The organism is Curtobacterium pomorum (genome assembly GCF_044497295.1).
GTDB lineage: Bacteria > Actinomycetota > Actinomycetes > Actinomycetales > Microbacteriaceae > Curtobacterium.
This window is the reverse complement of record NZ_CP172409.1, coordinates 1,063,488-1,082,377: the sequence shown is the minus strand read 5'-3', so window position 1 is coordinate 1,082,377 and position 18,890 is coordinate 1,063,488. Positions and strand designations below refer to the sequence as shown.

Annotated in this window: 15 protein-coding genes; 10 read left to right on the top strand and 5 right to left on the bottom strand. The window is 72.5% G+C overall.

The window, feature by feature from the left end:
* Positions 1 to 42 precede the first annotated feature (42 nt).
* Positions 43 to 3,306 (bottom strand): UvrD-helicase domain-containing protein, encoded by a 3,264-nt coding sequence (locus ACGH48_RS05235; protein WP_396290442.1) that lies wholly within the window; start codon positions 3,304 to 3,306, stop codon positions 43 to 45.
* Positions 3,303 to 6,458, bottom strand: coding sequence for a PD-(D/E)XK nuclease family protein (locus ACGH48_RS05230; RefSeq protein WP_396290440.1), 3,156 nt, complete (start codon positions 6,456 to 6,458; stop codon positions 3,303 to 3,305). The genes ACGH48_RS05235 and ACGH48_RS05230 overlap by 4 nt, the downstream gene beginning before the upstream one ends.
* A 127-nt stretch (positions 6,459 to 6,585) precedes the next feature.
* On the opposite strand from ACGH48_RS05230, the gene ACGH48_RS05225 reads away from it, so the two are divergent.
* Complete coding sequence (locus ACGH48_RS05225) at positions 6,586 to 6,810, top strand: DUF3107 domain-containing protein (RefSeq protein ID WP_111084998.1); 225 nt, start codon at positions 6,586 to 6,588, stop codon at positions 6,808 to 6,810.
* A 4-nt stretch (positions 6,811 to 6,814) separates the two neighbouring features.
* Positions 6,815 to 7,111, top strand: a complete 297-nt coding sequence (locus ACGH48_RS05220; protein ID WP_396290438.1) for a hypothetical protein — start codon at positions 6,815 to 6,817, stop codon at positions 7,109 to 7,111.
* Here ACGH48_RS05220 and ACGH48_RS05215 read toward each other — a convergent pair.
* Complete coding sequence (locus tag ACGH48_RS05215; protein WP_260233092.1) at positions 7,108 to 7,821, bottom strand: ferritin-like domain-containing protein; 714 nt, start codon at positions 7,819 to 7,821, stop codon at positions 7,108 to 7,110. The two genes, ACGH48_RS05220 and ACGH48_RS05215, sit on opposite strands and share 4 nt — an antisense overlap.
* A 93-nt stretch (positions 7,822 to 7,914) precedes the next feature.
* Here ACGH48_RS05215 and ACGH48_RS05210 point away from each other — a divergent pair, with 93 nt between their 5' ends.
* Positions 7,915 to 9,417, top strand: a complete 1,503-nt coding sequence (locus ACGH48_RS05210; protein ID WP_396290436.1) for a DEAD/DEAH box helicase — start codon at positions 7,915 to 7,917, stop codon at positions 9,415 to 9,417.
* A 189-nt stretch (positions 9,418 to 9,606) separates the two neighbouring features.
* On the opposite strand, the gene ACGH48_RS05205 is transcribed toward ACGH48_RS05210, so the two are convergent.
* Positions 9,607 to 10,479 carry a PHP domain-containing protein gene (locus ACGH48_RS05205; protein WP_396290434.1) on the bottom strand — a complete coding sequence of 291 codons (873 nt, stop codon included), beginning with the start codon at positions 10,477 to 10,479 and terminating at the stop codon, positions 9,607 to 9,609.
* 69 nt (positions 10,480 to 10,548) lie between these two features.
* Here ACGH48_RS05205 and ACGH48_RS05200 point away from each other — a divergent pair, with 69 nt between their 5' ends.
* On the top strand, positions 10,549 to 12,033 hold the full coding sequence (locus ACGH48_RS05200; RefSeq protein ID WP_396290433.1) for an aminopeptidase P family protein: 1,485 nt from the start codon (positions 10,549 to 10,551) through the stop codon (positions 12,031 to 12,033).
* Between the two features lie 9 nt (positions 12,034 to 12,042).
* Positions 12,043 to 12,531 carry a GNAT family N-acetyltransferase gene (locus tag ACGH48_RS05195; RefSeq protein WP_123313345.1) on the top strand — a complete coding sequence of 163 codons (489 nt, stop codon included), beginning with the start codon at positions 12,043 to 12,045 and terminating at the stop codon, positions 12,529 to 12,531.
* Positions 12,532 to 12,563: 32 nt separating this feature from the next.
* Here the strand turns inward: ACGH48_RS05195 and ACGH48_RS05190 are convergent, their stop codons facing one another.
* The gene (locus ACGH48_RS05190; protein WP_396290431.1) at positions 12,564 to 13,454 is read right to left on the bottom strand and encodes a general stress protein; all 891 of its coding nucleotides are present in this window, start codon (positions 13,452 to 13,454) and stop codon (positions 12,564 to 12,566) included.
* An 84-nt stretch (positions 13,455 to 13,538) separates the two neighbouring features.
* Between ACGH48_RS05190 and ACGH48_RS05185 the strand changes: the two genes are divergently transcribed.
* From ACGH48_RS05185 to ACGH48_RS05165, 5 genes are all read left to right on the top strand, one after another.
* On the top strand, positions 13,539 to 14,858 hold the full coding sequence (locus ACGH48_RS05185; RefSeq protein WP_396290430.1) for a magnesium transporter MgtE N-terminal domain-containing protein: 1,320 nt from the start codon (positions 13,539 to 13,541) through the stop codon (positions 14,856 to 14,858).
* Between the two features lie 52 nt (positions 14,859 to 14,910).
* Positions 14,911 to 15,411, top strand: coding sequence for a DUF1003 domain-containing protein (locus ACGH48_RS05180; protein ID WP_111085044.1), 501 nt, complete (start codon positions 14,911 to 14,913; stop codon positions 15,409 to 15,411).
* Positions 15,404 to 16,564 (top strand): Mrp/NBP35 family ATP-binding protein, encoded by a 1,161-nt coding sequence (locus ACGH48_RS05175; protein ID WP_396290429.1) that lies wholly within the window; start codon positions 15,404 to 15,406, stop codon positions 16,562 to 16,564. The genes ACGH48_RS05180 and ACGH48_RS05175 overlap by 8 nt, the downstream gene beginning before the upstream one ends.
* Before the next feature lie 10 nt (positions 16,565 to 16,574).
* A complete protein-coding gene (locus ACGH48_RS05170) occupies positions 16,575 to 17,423 on the top strand; it encodes a class I SAM-dependent methyltransferase (RefSeq protein WP_396290428.1) in 849 nt (282 codons plus the stop codon).
* 169 nt (positions 17,424 to 17,592) lie between these two features.
* The gene (locus ACGH48_RS05165) at positions 17,593 to 18,879 is read left to right on the top strand and encodes a carbohydrate-binding protein (protein WP_396290427.1); all 1,287 of its coding nucleotides are present in this window, start codon (positions 17,593 to 17,595) and stop codon (positions 18,877 to 18,879) included.
* The last annotated feature ends 11 nt before the right edge of the window (positions 18,880 to 18,890 follow it).

Below are 18,890 nucleotides of genomic sequence, written 5' to 3'. Positions count from 1 at the left end.
GGACGGGCGCGGGGCGCTCCGCCGAGCGGTCGCGTCCGCCGGTCAGCTGATCGCGGCCGTCCAGGCCCGCTCGAGTCCGGCGCGGTCCAGCAGCTCGGTCGGACGCACCTCGAGGTCGTCCGCGACGAAGTAGAACACCGCGTCGACCTGGTCGAGCGGCCGTCCGGTGAACTCGGCGTACGCCACCCGGTACAGGGCGAGCTGCAGGGTCCGGCGGGCCAGGTCGTCGGCACCGGACGGCGCCTTGCCCGTCTTCCAGTCCACGACCTCGGCCCGCCCGTCGATCTCGTAGACGGCGTCGAGCTTGCAGACGACGCTGTGCCCCAGGAACGGGATGTGGATCTCCCGCTCGACCTCCACCGGCGTGCGACCGGCCCACCGGGAGCGCGCGAAGGTCGCCTGGAAGTCGGCCAGCCGTCGGGCGTCGTCGTCCGTGACCACGGCGTCGGGCGAGGCGTCCACCAGGTCGTCGGCGTCGAGGTCGAGCTCGTCGCCCCACACGTCGAGGGTCTCGAGCGACCCGCCCGTCCGGGCGCGTTGCTCGACCCACTGGTGGAACAGCGTGCCGAGCCGTGTCGCGCGGTACGGACGCTCCGGCATCGGCCGACGCAGGCGCTCGGCCACCTTGTCCGGCTCGGTCAGGTAGTCCTTGAAGCCGGAGGCCGGCACACGGTGCGGGACCACGACCGCGTGCTTCGCGTTCCGGGTCGCGCGTCGTTCGGCGAGCAGCAGGTCGATGTCGGCGGCGTACCGGCCGGAGGCGCCGGGGTTGGCGTTCCGCACCCGCTCGGCCGCCGCGAGCACCCGGGGCGCCCGCTGGCCGAACGGCACGTGCGGCCAGAGCTGCGTCGCACCGTCCTCGCCGAGGGGGTTCTCGTCGTGCACGGTGGTCTCCGGGATGGCGGTGTCGTCGACGACCCCGGCCTCGACCAGGTCGTGCAGGTACCGGCTCGGCTCCGTGGGGCGCACGCCGCCGGCCCAGAACGAGCCGGACACGAGCAGGTCGTGGCGGGCACGCGTCAGCGCGACGTACGTGAGTCGGCGTTCCTCGTCCTCGTTGCGGGCCTTCACCTGCTCCTTGAAGGCGTCGATCGCGGTCGTGACGTCCTTCTGGGTCTCCTGCCCGCGCCACGCCAGGTTCGGCAGCTCGGCGCCGTCCCCCCGGAACTCGTACGGCAGACGGCCGAAGCCGAGCCACCCGGATGAACCTTCCTGCGGCCGTGCGGGCAGCCCGCCCTCGACCATGCGCGGCACCGCGACGGCGTCCCACTCGAGGCCCTTCGATCCGTGGATCGTCAGGATCTGGACCGTGCCCGCTTCGGGTTCCTCGGAGCGCGGGCCCATGTCGTCACGACGGGCCGCGGCGTCGATCCACCCCAGGAAGGACCCGAGGTCGGCGCGGTCGTCGGTGGACACGAACCCGGCGAGTTCGTCGATGAAGGCGTCGAGGTACGCCCCGCTGCCCTGCTCGTGCGCCGCGACCTCGATGTCGAGCCGCATCTCCTGCACCACGAGTGTCACGAAGTCGACCAGGTCGCTGCCGGCCCGCGAGCGCAGCATCGCGAGCTGCGCGCCGAGCGACCGCATCCGGCTGCGACCGGCGGGCGTGATGCCCTCGAGCGCACCGTGGTCGTCCGGCGCCGTCGCCACGAAGTCCAGGGCGTCGACGATCGAGCCGTGCTCCCCCGCAGCGACCGAGGCGCGGAAGGCCGCCGTCAGTTCGTCGTCGAGGCGCTGCTGGGTGTGGTCGCGCTGGAACAGCCAGCGCGCGAGGTGGTGCAGGGCGACGACGTCCGCCGCGCCCACCCGCCACCGGGCGCCCGCGAGCAACCGGATGAGGTCGTTGCCGGCGGCCGGGTCGTGCAGCACCCGCAGGCAGGCGACGAGGTCCACGATCTCGGGGCGCTGCAGCAGGCCGCCGGTCCCGAGCACGTGGAAGGGTACCGCGCGCGCACCGAGTGCAGCGGTGAACGACGCCAGGTCCTTGCGGGCACGGAGCAGCAGGGCCATCGACCCGGTCGGGTTCCGCTTCCGGTGCTCCTGGAACCACGCGGCGACCTCGTCGGCCTCTTCCGGCAGGGTCTCCGGGAACACCGCACGGACCGTCCCGGTGTCGGCGCCGGGTCGCGGTGACAGGCGCTCGACGTCGACCTCGGACGCTTCGGACAGCGGCGCCACGATCGCGTTCGCCCCCGCGAGGACGTCGACGGGGTTCCGCCAGCTCGTCGACAGCGCGAACGTGACGGGCCGCGCCGCGTCCGGCTCGGTCCCCCCGAAGTCGCGTGGGAAGCGGGCGAGGTTCGCGGCGCTCGCACCGCGGAACCCGTAGATCGACTGGTGCGGATCGCCCACTGCCATCACCGAGTGCCCGCGGAACAGCCGGGCGAGGAACCGGGTCTGCACCACCGAGGTGTCCTGGTACTCGTCGAGCAGCACGACGCCGAACCGCTGCCGCAGGTCCGTGACCACGCGCGGCGCGGACTCGGCCGCGGCGAGCGCCAGCGCGATCTGGTCGGAGAACTCGACGAAGCCCCGGTCGACCTTCTGCCGCCGGAACTCCGCGACCAGGTCGGCGAGGGGTTCCAGTGCACCGATCGCGGCGACGGCGTCGGTGATCGCCTTGTACGGCTTGCCCCGGTTGCCGGGCAACTCGAGCAGGTCGGAGAACTCGACGGCGAAACGACGGAGGTCCTCGGGTTCGACGAGGTGCTCGGACGTCGCACCGGCGAGCGCCACCACGGCCGCGGTGAGGGTGTCGACGTCGCGGTCGAGTCCGGCCAGCCGGTCGTCACGCGCGGCCACCACGACGCGGCGGGCCAGCTGCCAGGCGGAGGGCTCGGTCAGGACCTGGGACTCGCCGTCGCGGCCGACGAGCAGGGCGTTCTCGCGGAAGACGGCGTTCGCGAACGCGTTGTAGGTCGACACCGTCGGCGCTTCGAAGGCGTCGCCCGGGGTGATCAGGCCGACGTCCTCGAGCGCACGGATGCGGTCGTTGATGCGGACCGAGAGCTCGCCGGCGGCCTTGCGGGTGAACGTCAGGCCGAGGACCTCGTCGGGGCGGACGAGGCCGTTCGCCAGGAGCCAGACCACGCGCGACGCCATCGTCTCGGTCTTGCCGCTGCCGGCGCCGGCGACGACCAGGGCGGGGGCGAGCGGGGACTCGATGACGGCGCGCTGCTGCGCGGTCGGGCGGGGACGGCCGAGGGCGTCGGCGATGGCGTCGGCGCCGTGCCGGATCGCGGGCGCGAGAGTCCCTGCCGTGTCGGTCACGTCGGTCGTGTCGGTCGTGTCGGTCGTGTCGGTCACCAGGTCACCTCCGCGACCACGTGGATGCGGCACTCGACGCCGGTCCGGGCCTTCTCGCAGTGGTCGTCCACGTTCGCCAGGAACGTGCGCCCGGCCATGCCGCGCGCGACCCCGTGCAGGCGCTCCCGGTAGGCGTCGCGCGCCTCGGCGTCGAATGCGTGCTGGGTCCGCTCCGAGTAGGCGTGCCCACCGCGCGGGTTCTGCACGAACACCAGTCGGGCGTCCGTCATCACCGAGCCGGCCGGCACCCCCTCGACCGCGCCGTCCTCGACCGCCAGTTGGTAGGCGCCGAGCTGCGGGTGCTCCGGCATGTCGCTCTTCTCGCTCGGCATCGACCGGCCGGTCTTCAGGTCCACCACGCTGACGCGGCCCTCGGGGTCGACCTCGATGCGGTCGATGCTGCCGCGCATCCGGGCGGGGCCGGTGACCAGGGCGAACGAGGTCTCGGCGCCGAGCAGTCGGCGGCCGGCCCCGGCGAAGGTCCGCAGGTAGTCGCTGAGTCCCTCGATCATCCGCCGGGTGCGCGCGCGTTCACGGTCGGCGACCCACGGCGACTCGAAGGTCAGTTCGTCCCACCGGGCCTCGACCCGCTCCCACAGCGACTCGACGTCGATCTCGGTCGCGTGCTCCATGGCCTCGTGCACGATCGTGCCGATCCCCATGGCCGGGCTCGGTGCGCCGCCGCCGAAGGTCTGCACGAACCAGTGCACGGGGCACTCCTCGAACGTGCCGATGCGCGACGGCGAGACGGACACGGTCGGCGCGACGGGTTCGCCGCCCTCGACCTCGGGGGCCGGATCGGCGTCGAGGTCGACCAGGGGCTCGTCGGTGGTCGGTTCGGCGAGGCCGTACCAGTCGTCCGGTGCGGCGCCGGGGACCTCGGCCTCGGCGAGGCGGGCCAGTGCCGAGGCGGCCTCGTGGTCGCCGGACAGCACCACCCGTCGGCGCAGTGAGCCGGCCAGCCCCCGCAGGGACAGTGGGTGCACGGTCGGCTGCCGGTCCGGCGGCACCGGCACCAGCCGGACGAACGGCGACGGGGACTCGTCGTCGTTGGCGACGGTGCCGATCACGACCTGTGTGGTGGCGCGGGAGACGGCACGGGCGAACAGGCGGAGTTCGTCGGCGACGACCGCAGCCCGATCGTCGATCGGCGAGCGCTCGACGCCCGATGCCGCGCGGACCAGCCCGTCGGGGTCGAGCAGGCTGCCGCGCACCCGGGTGTTCGGCCACACGCCGTCCTGCAGGCCGAGCACCACGACGACGTCGCACTCGAGGCCGATCGTCGCCGAGGGGGTGAGCACCCGGACGCGACCGGCCGTGCGGTCGGGGCCGATGGAGTCCTCGGGCAGGTCGGCGCCGAGCAGGTCGTCGACGAACACCCGGGCCGGAGCGTCCGGGGTGCGTTCGACGAACCGCTTGGCGGCGGTGAACAGGCCGACGACGGCGTCGAGGTGCCGGTCCGCCTCGCCCGCTCCGACCCCGCCGGCCGCGGACTGCCCACCCCACGACTTCGCGAGGCCGCTGCGCTCCCAGAGCCCCCAGAGGATCTCCTCGATGCTCGACCCGGCCTCGGCGTCGGCGTGCGCCTGCACCAGGCTGCGCGCGAGTCGGGTCGCCCGCCTGGCGAAGCCGGCGTCGAGGGTGGCCAGACGTTCCGGGGCGCCGAGCGCGTCGATCAGGAGCTCGTCGGCGGTGCGGGTGCCGTCCCCGGCGAGTTCCTCGCGCCGCAGGGCGAGTCGGAGCCGGCGCATCGCCAGGGTGTCGAGGCCACCGAGCGGGCCGGTGGCGAACGCCGTGGCCAGGGCGGCGTCGAGCGGCAGCACCCCGAGGGCGACCGCTGCGGCGTCGAGCAGCGCGCGCGCTGCCGAGTCGTCACGCGGACGGACGGGCGCGGCGCCGGCGGTCGCCGGGACCTCGGCCACCGACAGGGCACGCACGAGCTCGGGGATGGCGGCGCCGCTGCGGGTGACGACCGCCATCCGGTGCCACGGCACACCGTCGAGCAGGCGGTGCGCGCGGAGCCGTCGGGCGATGGCGACGAGCAGCGCCGACCGGCTCGCGGCCTCGAGGTGCACGACGGCGTCGGCTCGGGCGTCCTCGTCGCTCGCCGTCGCCGCGCGCTGCCGACCGGCCGCCGCCGTGCCGATGCGCCCCGTGATCCCCGAGACCAGCGACCGGATCGGCGCGGGGTACCGGTGCACGGTGCCCAGGACGAGTTCGTCGACCCGGTCCACGCCGAGTCGGACCGCCAGGCGACCGAGCACGTCCGGTTCGGCGCCGCGGAACGCCGAGGCGGCGATGTCCGGGTCACCGAACGCGACGACCTGCACGCCGGACCGGGCGAGCGCGCCGAGCAGCGCCACCTCGCCCTCGACGAGTTCCTGGGTGTCGTCGACCACGATCAGCCCGAGGGCCGCGATGCTCGCCGGCAGCTCCCCCCGCAGCACGGCGGCGGTGGCGAACGCGACGAGCTCACCGGAGTCGAGGCTGGTCGCACGGAACGCCGTGACCGACGCCCGGTACTCGTCGACGAAGTCGCCGACGGCCCGCCACTCGGGTCGACCGCCCTCGTCGGCGAGCTCGCGCATGTCCTCGGGTTCGACACCCGCCGCCACCGCACGCATCATGACGTCGCGCAGCGCGGTCCGGAACCCGGCGCGCTCGCGCACCACCGCGGTGATCGGCTCGGGCCAGTCCGGACCGGTACGGTCGAGCTCGTGGCCGGCGAGCAGGTCGGCGATGATGCGGTCCTGCTCACCACCGGTGAGCAGCGTCGGCGCCTCCTGCCCCTGGACGGCGGCGGCGTGCGCGACGATCTGGAAGGCCAGCGAGTTCACGGTCCGGGCGAGCGCACCCGGCACGACGCGGTCGACGGCGGCCGCGAGTCGGTCACGCAGCGCGGTGGCAGCGGTCCGCGCCGAGGTCAGCGCGAGCACCGTGGCGTGCCCGTCGGGACTGATCGCGTCCGGTCGGTGCAACCGGTCGGCGACGAGCCGGGCGAGCGTCGTCGTCTTGCCCGTGCCGGGCGCCCCGATGACCGCCGCGTGTCGACCGTCCGGCAACGCGAGCACGGCCGCCTGGGACGGGTCGTCGACCAGGGCACGTGCGACGCCGGCGTCTGCGGGAGCTGGCGTCAGCGTGGTCTGCGGCACGCTCGTACGGTACCCACGACCGCCGACACCACCCGGTCGGGCGCGGGCGCGGCGTGCACCCCGGCCGTCGAGTGCGCCCGCGGCGAACGTCCGATGTCCTCCGGGACGGCTCGGATACGCTGTGCTCGTGGACATCAAGATCGGCATCATCAACAGCCCGCGCGAGATCGCGTTCGAGACCGCCCAGACCGCCGACGAGATCGAGAAGGCCGTGTCGGAGGCCCTCGCGTCGAAGGCGACGCACCTGTCGCTCCAGGACGAGAAGGGCCGCCGCTTCATCGTGCCGGTCGCCGCCCTGGCGTACGTCGAGGTCGGCGCGGAAGAGGCACGCCGCATCGGCTTCGTCGCCTGACGACGTGGAACTGCTCTTCGCCGTCCTCGGCGGCCTGATCATCGGCGGGATCGCGCACGTGGTCCTGCCGTGGCGCGCTAGTCGTGGCGTCCTGATCGGGCCCGCCGTGGGCGGCATCGCCGCTGCCGTCCTGTGGGAGGCACTGACCTGGGCCGGCTGGCAGTACGACGCCACCTGGATCTGGGTGGTGGCCCTGGTCGGTGCGGGCGTCGTCGCCCTCGTCGTCGAGTGGCTGCTCGGGACGCGCCGTGACAAGAGCGACGTCGAGTACTACGAACGACTCAAGGCCCGCGGGGTCTAGGCCGTCAGGCCGAGCGCGTCCATCCGGCGTGTGTGCGCGGCGATGAGCTCCGTCCAGACCGGCTCCAGCCGCTCCTGGTCCTCACGCGCGTGCGACGCCAGGGCCGACCGCGCCACCAGCAGGGTGTCCCCGACGAGCCGTCGGCCCCACATCGCCAGGCGCGAACCGACCTCGGGGTCGTCCTCGATCCGGGCGGTCAGTTCCTCGACGACCGCGGGTTCCTCACGCGCGTCGAACACGGAGCGCAGCCGTTGCCGCACGTCGTTCGGCAGCGAGCGCAGCAGGTTGCCGAACAGGTCGTTCAGGATGCCGGCCGTGACGTAGCCGGTCAGCATCGACTCGTACCAGTCGGCACCGCTCGTGCGTTCGAGGAACCGGTCGATCGCCTCGCGGTGCGGCGCCATCAGTGCCGCCGGGTCCGAACCGTTGCGCTCGATCTCGGCGACGATGGTGCGGTGCCGGTCGAGGGCCGTCGTCGCGAGCACGCCGGTCACCAGGCGACCGGACAGCGTCGGCGCCGAGGCACCGGCGCGACCCATCGTCTCGTAGACGGAGAGCTGCAGGTACGCGGCCTGGCCGAGGTACACGTCCAGCTCGGGGGTGACGTCGTCGAGCGCCAGGCGCTTGACCTGGGCTGCGCCTCGCGGGTTCCGCGACGCGAGCCACGCTGCTGCGAGCTGCGCCGCGCGCTTCCGGTTCCACCACGACACCACCCGGAGAGCATAGCGGGAACCGCCTCGCGCCCCGCTCCACCCGCCCATCGGTAGACTGGCCGGGACTTCCACCAGAACTAAGGTGATTCTTTGACTTTCGCAGACCTCTCCATCGAGCAGGACATCGTCGACGCGCTCGCGGGCAAGGGCATCCTCGAGCCCTTCCCGATCCAGCAGCAGACGATCCCGCTCGCCCTCACCGGCCAGGACATCATCGGCCAGGCCAAGACCGGTACCGGCAAGACCTTCGGGTTCGGCCTCCCCCTCATCCAGCGCCTCGGAGCCGACCCGGCACCCGGCGTCAAGGCACTCGTCGTCGTCCCGACCCGCGAGCTCGCGGTCCAGGTGACCGAGGACCTCGAGGTCGCCACCTCGAACCGCCCGACGACCATCGCGGCGATCTACGGCGGCAAGGCGTACGAGGGTCAGATCGAGCAGCTCAAGGCGGGCGCCCAGATCGTCGTCGGCACGCCCGGGCGACTCATCGACCTGCAGCGCCAGCGACTCCTCGACCTGTCCCACGTGCAGGAAGTCGTCCTCGACGAGGCCGACCGCATGCTCGACCTGGGCTTCCTGTCGGACATCGAGCGCATCTTCCAGGCCATCCCCGAGGTGCGGCACACGATGCTGTTCTCGGCGACGATGCCCGCGCCGATCGTCGCCCTCGCCCGCCGGTTCATGAGCCGTCCGGTGCACATCCGGGCGACCGACCCGGACGAGGGCCTCATGCAGGCCAACATCAAGCACCTCATCTACCGCGCGCACTCCCTGGACAAGGACGAGGTCATCGCCCGCATCCTCCAGGCCGAGGGCCGCGGCAAGACCGTGATCTTCACCCGCACCAAGCGTGCGGCGGCGAAGCTCGTCGAGGAGCTCAAGGACCGCGGGTTCAACGCCGCAGCAGTGCACGGCGACCTCAACCAGGAGCAGCGCGAGCGCGCGATGGCCGCCTTCAAGGCCGGCAAGCGCGACGTGCTCATCGCCACCGACGTCGCCGCCCGCGGCATCGACGTGGACGACGTCACGCACGTCATCAACCACACGATCCCGGACGACCCGGACACGTACCTGCACCGCGCCGGCCGCACCGGTCGTGCGGGCAAGACCGGCATCGCGGTCACGTTCGTCGACTGGGACGACCTGCACAAGTGGACGCTGATCGACAAGGCCCTCGAGTTCGGCATCCCCGAGCCCGTCGAGACCTACTCGTCGTCGCCGCACCTGTTCGAGGAGCTCGACATCCCGAAGGGCACCAAGGGCCGTCTGCCCGGTGCCTCGTCGCACGCAGCGTCGGCGGGTGCCCCTGCCGAGAAGCGCAGCAGCGACCGTCCGGCCTCCGGTCCGCGTGACGCCTCGCGTTCGCGGTCGCGCAGCCGCACCCGCTCAGGAGGCGCGGAGCAGCCCGCCTCGCAGGCCTCTGCCTCCGAGTCCACGGCTCCGACCTCCGCGCCCACCGACGACACGTCGGCCACCGAGGGTGGGACCACAGACGGCGCCGCGAAGCGTCGCCGCCGTCGCCGCCGTCGCGGTGCCGGCACCGGCGATGCCTCGGCGACCGCCTCGGCACCGCAGGGTTCGTCGGACGGCGAGTAGCGCCTCCAGACCGAAGGGTCCGTCGCTGACGCGACGGGCCCTTCGTCGTCTCCACCCGCCGACCGCGCCCGCGAAAGCGACAGATCGCCGCGAACTGTCGGCGGGAATCTGTCGCTTTCGCGGATCGGTCAGGCCGCGCCGTGCGAGATCTGTCGCTTCGGTGAGACAGCGCGACGGGTCAGGACTGCGTCAGGACAGGCGTGAGCCGGGGCCGACCACGGGTGCGCTGCCGGTGGCCTCGGACAGGATCGTGTCGAACGCGGCCCGAGCGGTGCGGTGCTCGCCGAGCCGGTTCGGCTTGCCGGTGCCGTGGTAGTCGCTCGAGCCGGTGACGAACAGGCCGTAGCGCGACGCCCAGTCGAGCAGGGTGCGCTTGCCGTGCGCGAGGTTCTCGCGGTGGTCGACCTCGAGCCCGCCGAGCCCGGCGTCGACGAGGTCGCGGAGCATCGGCTCGTCGATGACGATCCCCCGCGACGACGCCGCCGGGTGCGCGATGACCGGCACGCCGCCGGCCTGTCGGATGAGTTCGACACCGCGCAGGGGCGACGGCGCCTCGTGCGGTTCGTAGTAGCCGGACGCCGGGTGCAGGATGCCGCGGAACGCCGCGCTCCGGTCGGACTCGAGGCCCCGGGCGACGAGCGCGTCGGCGATGTGCGGGCGGCCGATGGTGGCCCCGGGACTCGCCTGCGCCAGCACGTCGGCCCAGGTGATCGGGTGGTCCGCACCGATGCGGTCGACCATGCGGTGTGCACGCGAGAGGCGGCCGTCGCGGATGCGGTCGGTCTCCTCGACCAGGCCGGGGTCCTGGGGATCGACGAGGTAGCCGAGGACGTGCACGCTGCGGAAGCCGATGCGCGTGCTCAGCTCGAGACCCGGCAGGAGCGTCAACGGCAGCGCACGTGCGGACTCCGATGCATCGGCCCAGCCGGCGGTCGTGTCGTGGTCGGTCAGCGCGACGGCGTCCAGGCCGGCGGCCGCGGCCGCTCGGACGAGCTCCGCGGGTCGCTCGGTGCCGTCGGAGACACTCGAGTGCGCGTGCAGGTCGATGAACGGGTCGGGCACGTCGACAATGCTATCCACAGGTGCGGGGCCGCAGAGGACGCCGGGGCAGCGCGGTGCGATGATGGAGCCATGGCCGACACGACTCCCCGCGCGACGAGCAACCGTTCCACGACCCCAGGGTCCTCGACCTTCAAGGACTTCATCGGGTCCCAGTGGGCCGACCGCGAGCAGACGATCCCCGCGCCCCGCGAGCAGGCCGCCTTCGCCGCCGAGCGTCGTGCGCGCATCTCCGAGCTGCACCCGGGCCGCACGATCGTGGTCCCCGCCGGCCAGGCCAAGGTCCGCTCGAACGACTGCGACTACCCGTTCCGCCCGCACTCCACGTTCGCCCACCTGACCGGGTGGGGCACCGACACGGTCGTCGGTTCCGTCCTCGTGATGACGCCGAACGGCTCCGGGCACGACGCCACGCTCTACTTCCGCGCCACGGCCGGTCGTGATTCGGAAGAGTTCTACGCGAACCCGGAGATCGGCGAGTTCTGGGTCGGCCCGCGTCCCTCGCTCGACGCCGTCGCCGCCGACCTCGGGCTGGCCACGGCCGACCTCGGTGCCTTCCCGGCCGTCGCCGACGGGCTCGACGCCTCGGCGCTGCTGGTGCGCGAGGCCGACGACGACCTGACCCGCACCCTCGACGCACGACTCGGCAGCGCCGTCGGCGGCGCGCCGGAGACCGACGACGCACCGGCCACCGACGACGTCCTCGCCCGTGACCTGTCCGAGCAGCGCCTGGTGAAGGACGCGTACGAGATTAACGAGCTCCGCAAGGCCGTCGACGCCACGAAGCACGGCTTCGACGACGTCATCGCCGACTTCGACGCCGTCCTCGCGCATCCTCGCGGTGAACGCATCGTCGAGGGCACCTTCAACCGCCGGGCCCGCGCCGACGGCAACACGGTCGGCTACGACACCATCGCCGCCTCGGGCCACCACGCCTGCATCCTGCACTGGACCCGGAACGACGGTGCCGTCCAGCCGGGTGACCTGATCCTCATCGACGCCGGGGTCGAGGTCGACTCGTTCTACACGGCCGACATCACCCGCACCCTGCCGGTCAGCGGCACGTTCTCCCCCGTCCAGCGCATGGTCTACGACGCCGTGCTCGAGGCGGCGGACGCCGCGTTCGCGATCGTCAAGCCGGGCATCACGTTCCGCCAGGTGCACGCCACCGCGATGGAGGTCATCGCCCGCAAGACCGCCGAGTGGGGCTTCCTGCCGGTCTCGGCAGCAGCATCCCTCGAGCCGGACAACCAGTTCCACCGCCGCTACATGGTGCACGGCACGAGCCACCACCTCGGCCTCGACGTGCACGACTGCGCGAAGGCCCGTCGCGAGATGTACATCGACGGCGTCGTGCAGCCCGGCATGGTGTTCACGATCGAGCCCGGCCTGTACTTCCAGCAGGACGACCTGACCGTGCCCGAGGAGTTCCGCGGCATCGGCGTCCGGATCGAGGACGACATCCTGGTCACCGAGGACGGCGCCGAGAACCTGTCGGTCGGCATCCCCAGGACCCCCTCGGAAGTGGAGGGGTGGATCGCCCGCTCCGGCCGCTAGCCTGAGCGGGTGACGACGCCCGACGCCTCCACCGACGCCCGCACGCCGCAGTTCTCGATCGAGGTCGAGCACTTCGACTCCCCGGACGCGCAACGACTCCGTGCCGCGCAGCGTCTGGAGATCGACCGCGCCTACGGGGGCGACACCGAACCCGGCGAGAAGCCGACGGCCGACTCCATCGCGGTGTTCTTCGTGGCGCGCGACGAGGCGGGCACCCCCCTGGCGTGCGGCGGTCTCCGGGTCGTCGCCGACGGCATCACCGAGATCAAGCGGATGTACGTCCGGCCGGAGTCCCGCGGCTCCGGCGTGGCAGCCGCGCTGCTGCGCCGGCTCGAAGAGGCCGCGCTCGACCTCGGGTCACCCGCGCTCGTGCTCGAGACGGGGAACGAGCAGAAGCGCGCCGTCGGGTTCTACGAGCGCGAGGGCTTCACGCGCATCGCCAACTTCGGCCCGTACGTCGGTGCCCCGCTGTCGATCTGCTACTCGAAGGTCTTGTAGGACCCAGCCGGCAGACCCGGAGGTCGCAGGGGTCAGGCGCGCTCGTCGCCCTTCGAGGACGACGGGGACGACGGTGCCGGCGGCGTCGCACCGGGCACCCGCTCGCCGTACTGCGGCGGGTCCTGCGGACGACGCTCGGGGATCGCCGGCCCGCCCGAGGTGGGTCGGTCGGCGGGAGCGGCAGCTGCCGGGTCTGCGTTCTCCCCGTACCGGGGCCCGTCGTTCGTGCCGTACCGCGGCGGGGCGGTGGGCGCATCCGGCTGCCCGCCGGGGGCCGACGTGCCGGGCTGATGCGGGCCTCCCGGCTGCTGGTGGGGCGTGGCGTGTCCGCCGTACGGCGACTGCTGCGGCGGGGCGGGACGCCACGGCTGCTGTCCCTGCACGGGCGCACCGGGAGCGCCCTGCTGGGGCTGCTCGTTCCAGTGCGTGGACGGCGTCGCGCCGTGCTCGCCGAGGATCCGCTGCGCCTGGCCGGTCAGCTGCGGGTTGACGACGATCTGGTAGTTCGTGGCCAGCACCTGGTGGACGCTCGTGAAGTCCCGCTGCCGCTTCGTGATCGCGAACGAGACGATGCCGTAGAGCATGCCGAACGCGGCGCCGATGATCGCTGCGGCGAGGATCAGGCCGCCGGCACTCGGCGAGAACAGGGTGAGCACGATGCCGAAGAAGATGCCGAGCCAGAGCCCGGACAGCGCTCCGGCGATCGCCGCGCGGCCGTAGGTCATCTTGCCGGTGACACGCTCGACGGTCTTCAGGTCGTTGCCCACGATCGAGAGCTGGTTGACCGGGAAGTCGGCGTCGGCGAGCTTCGCCACGACGCGCTGGGCGTCGGGGTAGCTGTCGTACGTGCCGAGGACGTCGCCCTTGGGCAACGTCGGGAAGGCCTGGGCGGTCCTGCCGGCGAAGGGACTCTGATTGCTCACACAGCCATCATTCACCGCACACCTTGCGATCGCACGTGCACCGCCGGGGAAGCGCCACCACGCACACCGACTACGCTGGGTCGGGTGAGCGCCACGAAGGTCTTCGTCGCCCGCCTCGCCGGGTGCTCCGTCTTCGACCCCGCGGGCGACCGCGTGGGCAAGGTCCGGGACGTCCTGGTGGTCTACCGCCGGGCCGATCCCCCGCACGTCGTGGGGTTGATCGTCGAGGTGCCGGGCAAGCGCCGCATCTTCGTCAGCGTCGGGCGCATCACCTCGATCGGTGCCGGCCAGGTGATCACCACCGGGCTCGTCAACATGCGCCGCTTCGAGCAGCGCGGCGGCGAGGTCCGGGTGATCGCCGAGATGCTCGGCCGCAAGGTGCTCATCAAGAGCCAGCGGATCCGCGCCACCATCGAGGACGTCGCGATCGAGGACCGCGGGCAGGGCGACTGGGAGGTCGCGCAGCTCTTCCTCCGCAAGCCGAAGACCACGCCGTCGCCGTTCGGCAAGGGCCCGACGACGTTCGCGACGTGGAACGAGGTCACCGAGGACGAGCTCCCCGGCGAGGCCCAGTCCGCCGAGCACGTCATCGCCGCGTACTCCGACCTCGTGCCCGCCGACCTGGCGAGCACCCTCCTCGACCTGCCGGAGGAACGCCGGTTCGAGGTCGCCGAGGAACTCCCGGACGACCGGCTCGCCGACGTGCTCGAGGAGATGCCCGACCAGGAGCGCGTCGAGATCCTGTCGCGGCTCGAGGACGCCCGCGCGGCGGACGTGCTCGACCAGATGCAGCCCGACGACGCCGCCGACGTGCTCGCGCAGTTCTCCGACGAACGGAGCGAGGCGCTCCTGCAGCTCATGGAGCCGGAGGAGGCGCAGGACGTCCGCATGCTCCTGGAGTACGAGCCGGACACCGCCGGTGGTCTGATGACCACCGAGCCCGTCATCGTCTCCGCCGACGCGACCGTCGCCGAGGGGCTCGCGCTCGTCCGCCGCCACGACCTCGCCCCGGTGCTCGGTGCCGCGGTGTGCGTCACGCTGCCGCCGTACGAGCCGCCGACCGGCCGGTTCCTCGGGCTGGTGCACTTCCAGCGCATGCTCCGCTACCCGCCGAACGAACGGCTCGGCACGCTCATCGACCAGCAGACCGAACCGGTCCGGGTCGACGCGAGCGCCGCCGAGGTCACCCGTGTGATGGCGACCTACAACCTGCTGTCCGTCCCCGTGGTCGACGACGCCCACCGCCTCGTCGGGGTGGTGACGATCGACGATGTCCTCGACCACGTCCTGCCGGACGACTGGCGAAGTCAGGGCGAGGGGGAACCCTCACCGCTTCCACGCCAACGCCCGCGCAAGACACCCGTGACGACGGGAAGGAGGACCACCCGTGGCCCGAACGGATGAGAACCGTCGCGATCGCGAGCGCTCCGACGTCCGCCTCGACTCCCCCAAGGGCATGCGCACGCGCGTGCTCCCGACCCGGCGCCGCGGCGGACGCGGCGACACGTTCGGTCGCGCGACCGAGGGCATCGCACGTGGCATGGGCACGCCGTGGTTCCTCATCGGCCTCACCCTGTTCTGCGTGGTCTGGATGGGCTACAACACCCTCGCGCCCAAGCCGTGGCAGTTCGACTCGGCGGCGATCGGCTTCACCGCGCTGACCCTGGTGCTGTCGCTCCAGGCCTCGTACGCCGCGCCGCTCATCCTGCTCGCGCAGAACCGGCAGGACGACCGCGACCGCGTGCAGTTCGAGCAGGACCGGCAGCGCGCCGAGCGGAACCTGGCGGACACCGAGTACCTGGCGCGCGAGGTGGTGGCGCTCCGGCTGGCGATGCGCGACATGGCGTCGAAGGACTTCATCCGTGCCGAGTTGCGATCCCTGCTCGAGGAACTCGACCGGCGCGACGCCGACGACGCCGGCTACGCGAACGAGCCCGGCAGCTCCACCCGTGGCTGACGCGGCTCCCGCCGACGAGCAGCTGGGCACGGCGGTCCTCGCTGCGCTCGGCCGCGTGATCGACCCCGAGATCCGTCGGCCCGTCACGGAGCTCGACATGATCCGCGGGGTGGACGTGCAGCCGGGAGGCGCGGTGCGCGTCGACCTGCAGCTCACGATCGTGGGGTGCCCCGCCGCCGACACCATCGAGCGCGACGTGCGCGTCGCCGCCGGTTCCGTGGACGGGGTGTCGTCGGTCGAGGTCGACGTCTCGGTGATGGCCCCCGCGACGCGTGCCGCGCTCACCGAGCGCCTGCGCGCCGGCCGGCCGAACGGCATCCAGTTCACGGCGGACTCGCTCACCCGGGTCATCGCCGTGACGAGCGGCAAGGGCGGTGTCGGCAAGTCGACGGTCACCGCCAACCTCGCCGTCGCGCTCGCCCGACGGGGCCTGCGGGTCGGGATCGTCGACGTCGACGTGCACGGCTTCAGCATCCCCGGGCTGATGGGGCTCACCGACGAGCACGGTGTCGCGCCGCGTCCGACCCGCGTGGACAGCATGATCCTGCCGCCCGTCGCCCACGACGTGAAGGTCGTGTCGATCGGCATGTTCGTCGACGACGCCTCCACCGCGGTGTCCTGGCGCGGCCCGATGCTGCACCGCACCGTGAACCAGTTCCTGACCGACGTGTTCTTCGGTGACCTGGACGTCCTGCTGCTCGACCTGCCGCCCGGCACCGGCGACGTCGCGATCTCGGTCGGCCAGCTGCTCCCGCACGCCGAGGTCCTCGTCGTCACGACTCCCCAGGCCGCCGCAGCCGACGTCGCCGAGCGCAGCGGGATCGTCGCTCGGCAAACGGGCCAGCGGGTGATCGGGGTCATCGAGAACATGGCCGGGCTCGTGCAGCCCGACGGCTCGGTCCTGCACCTGTTCGGCGAGGGCGGCGGCGCCGAGACCGCGGCCCGGCTGTCCCGTGGCCAGGACGCCCCCGTCCCGGTGCTCGGCAGCGTGCCGCTCTCCGTGCCGCTCCGCGAGGGCGGGGACAGCGGCCTGCCCGTGGTGCTCGGCGTGCCGGAGGACCCCGCGGCCGTCGCACTCGCCGCGATCGCCGACGGCATCACGACCATGGGGCGCGGCCTGGCCGGACGGAAGCTCGGCCTGTCGCTGTCCTAGGCTCGTTGCCATGAGCATGGATCACGTCAGCGTCGACTGGGACCGCGCCCGCGACACGAACCGGGCGAACTGGGACGACCGGGTCCCCATCCACGAGGGTGCCTACGCGATCGACGAGCTGTCCGACCCGACGCGCCGCTCCGACGTCGTGCGCGACGACCTGCCGGCGCTGACACCCTGGCTGCCGAACGGATCGCTCGCCGGCCTGGACGTCTGCCACCTGCAGTGCCACATCGGTACCGACACCGTGTCGCTCGCCCGAGAGGGCGCCCGGCTCACCGGGGTCGACTTCTCCCCCGCGGCACTCGCGTCCGCTGCCGGCCTCGCGACGCGGCTCGGCCTCGACATCACCTGGGTGGAGACCGACGTGCTCGACGCCCGTGCCGCGGTCACCGGCGACTTCGACGTCGTCTACACGAGCATCGGGACGATCACCTGGCTCCCCGACCTCGACCGCTGGGCCGCCCAGGTCGCCGGCCTGCTGCGCCCGGGCGGGGTGTTCTTCATCCGCGACGGCCACCCCGCGCTTTACGCCCTCGACGAGACCGCCGACGAACTCGTCACCCGGTACCGGTACTTCCCGGACGGCACCGCGCAGCAGTGGGACGACGCCGGGACCTACGCCGGCGACGGCACCGTCGCGAACACCCGGACGTTCGAGTGGCCGCACCCGCTGTCCGAGATCGTGAACGCCCTGCTCGGCGCCGGTCTCCGACTCCGGCGCCTGGATGAAGGGCGCACCCTGCCCTGGCGCTTCAGTCCCCGCATGGAGGACACCGGCGACGGTTCGTGGGCGTGGCCGGACGTCGATCGTGACCGGATCCCGCTGACCTACACGATCGTCGCCACCCGCGACTGACGACTCGGGCATCGCCCGTCCACCTGACGCACGCCTGTACGTTCGTTCATGGACAGGTCGTTCCACCCCGGAGCATTATGCAAGGGCATTGCACAATGCCCTTGCGGAATGTGACCGTCAGGGCTCCACCCGTCGGACGAGGACGTCCGGCCGAGGACAGGAGAACCGTGTGAACCAGAACACCCGCGTGCGATCGGGCCTCGTGGCCACCATCGCCGCCGTCATCGTCGCCGGAGGCTCGCTTGCAGCAGCGCCAGCCCTCGCCGCGACGACCTGCGCGACCACCTGGAGCGCCGGCACCGCCTACAACGGCGGAGCCACCGTCAGCGAGAACGGAACGAACTACACCGCGAACTGGTGGACGCAGGGCGACGACCCGGCGACCCACTCGGGGGCGACGGGCAGCGGCCAGCCGTGGGCCTCCGCCGGGGCCTGCACCGGTTCCGGCGGCGGCACCACGCCGCCCGGTGGGGGGACGACGACACCGGGCACGGGCGGGAGCGGCGGCACCGCCAAGGGACTGGTGTTCAGCCCGTACAAGGACATCACCGTGAACCTCGACTGGAACACGAACGTCATGAACACCGCCGTCACCGGCACCCGCATCCCGGTCGTCGGGTCGAGCAACAGCCTCGTGTCCACCCGCGAGCCCGGCCTCAAGGCCATCACCCTCGCCTTCGCGACCGGCACGTGCGGCAGCGAGAACTGGGGCGGTGTCGCGGCGGATGCCTTCGCGAACGCCAACATCCCGAAGCTCGACGCCGCCGGCGTGGACTACATCGTGAGCACGGGTGGCGCAGCCGGCTCCTTCAAGTGTTCGGGCGCGGCACTGCAGAGCTTCATCGCCCGGTACGCCACCCCGCACATGATCGGCGTCGACTTCGACATCGAGAGCGGCCAGTCCGCCTCGGACGTCCAGAACCTGGTGAGCGCCGCTGCCCTCGCCCAGGCGAAGTACCCGGGCATGCGCTTCTCGTTCACGCTCGCGACCCTGGCCGCCAGCGACGGCTCGTACGGCGGGCTGAACAGCACCGGCGACGCCACCGTGAAGGCGATCAAGGCGTCGACCCTGACGAACTACACGATCAACCTCATGACGATGGACTTCGGCCGCGCGACCGCCGCGAACTGCGTGCTCTCCGGCTCCACCTGTCAGATGGGCAAGTCGGCGATCCAGGCCGTCACGAACCTGCAGCACACGTACGGCATCGCGTCGTCGAAGATCGAGGTCACCCCGATGATCGGCGTCAACGACACCACCGACGAGGTCTTCACCCTCGCCGACGTCGACACCCTGTCCGCCTACGCGAAGGCGAACGGCCTCGCCGGGATCCACTCCTGGTCGCTCGACCGGGACACGCCCTGCGCCTCGACCACGGCATCGCCGACCTGCAGCTCCGTCCCGAGCGCACCGGCGCTCGCCTGGACGGACCGGTTCCTCGCCGACCTGCGGTAGCTGACTGGCGG

Bases quoted from the DNA above. Each gene is read 5' to 3' on its own strand.
- ACGH48_RS05200 (WP_396290433.1), top strand. From the start codon at position 10,549: ATGGCCGACACGACTCCCCGCGCGACGAGCAACCGTTCCACGACCCCA.
- ACGH48_RS05180 (WP_111085044.1), top strand. From the start codon at position 14,911: ATGCGCACGCGCGTGCTCCCGACCCGGCGCCGCGGCGGACGCGGCGAC.
- ACGH48_RS05170 (WP_396290428.1), top strand. From the start codon at position 16,575: ATGAGCATGGATCACGTCAGCGTCGACTGGGACCGCGCCCGCGACACG.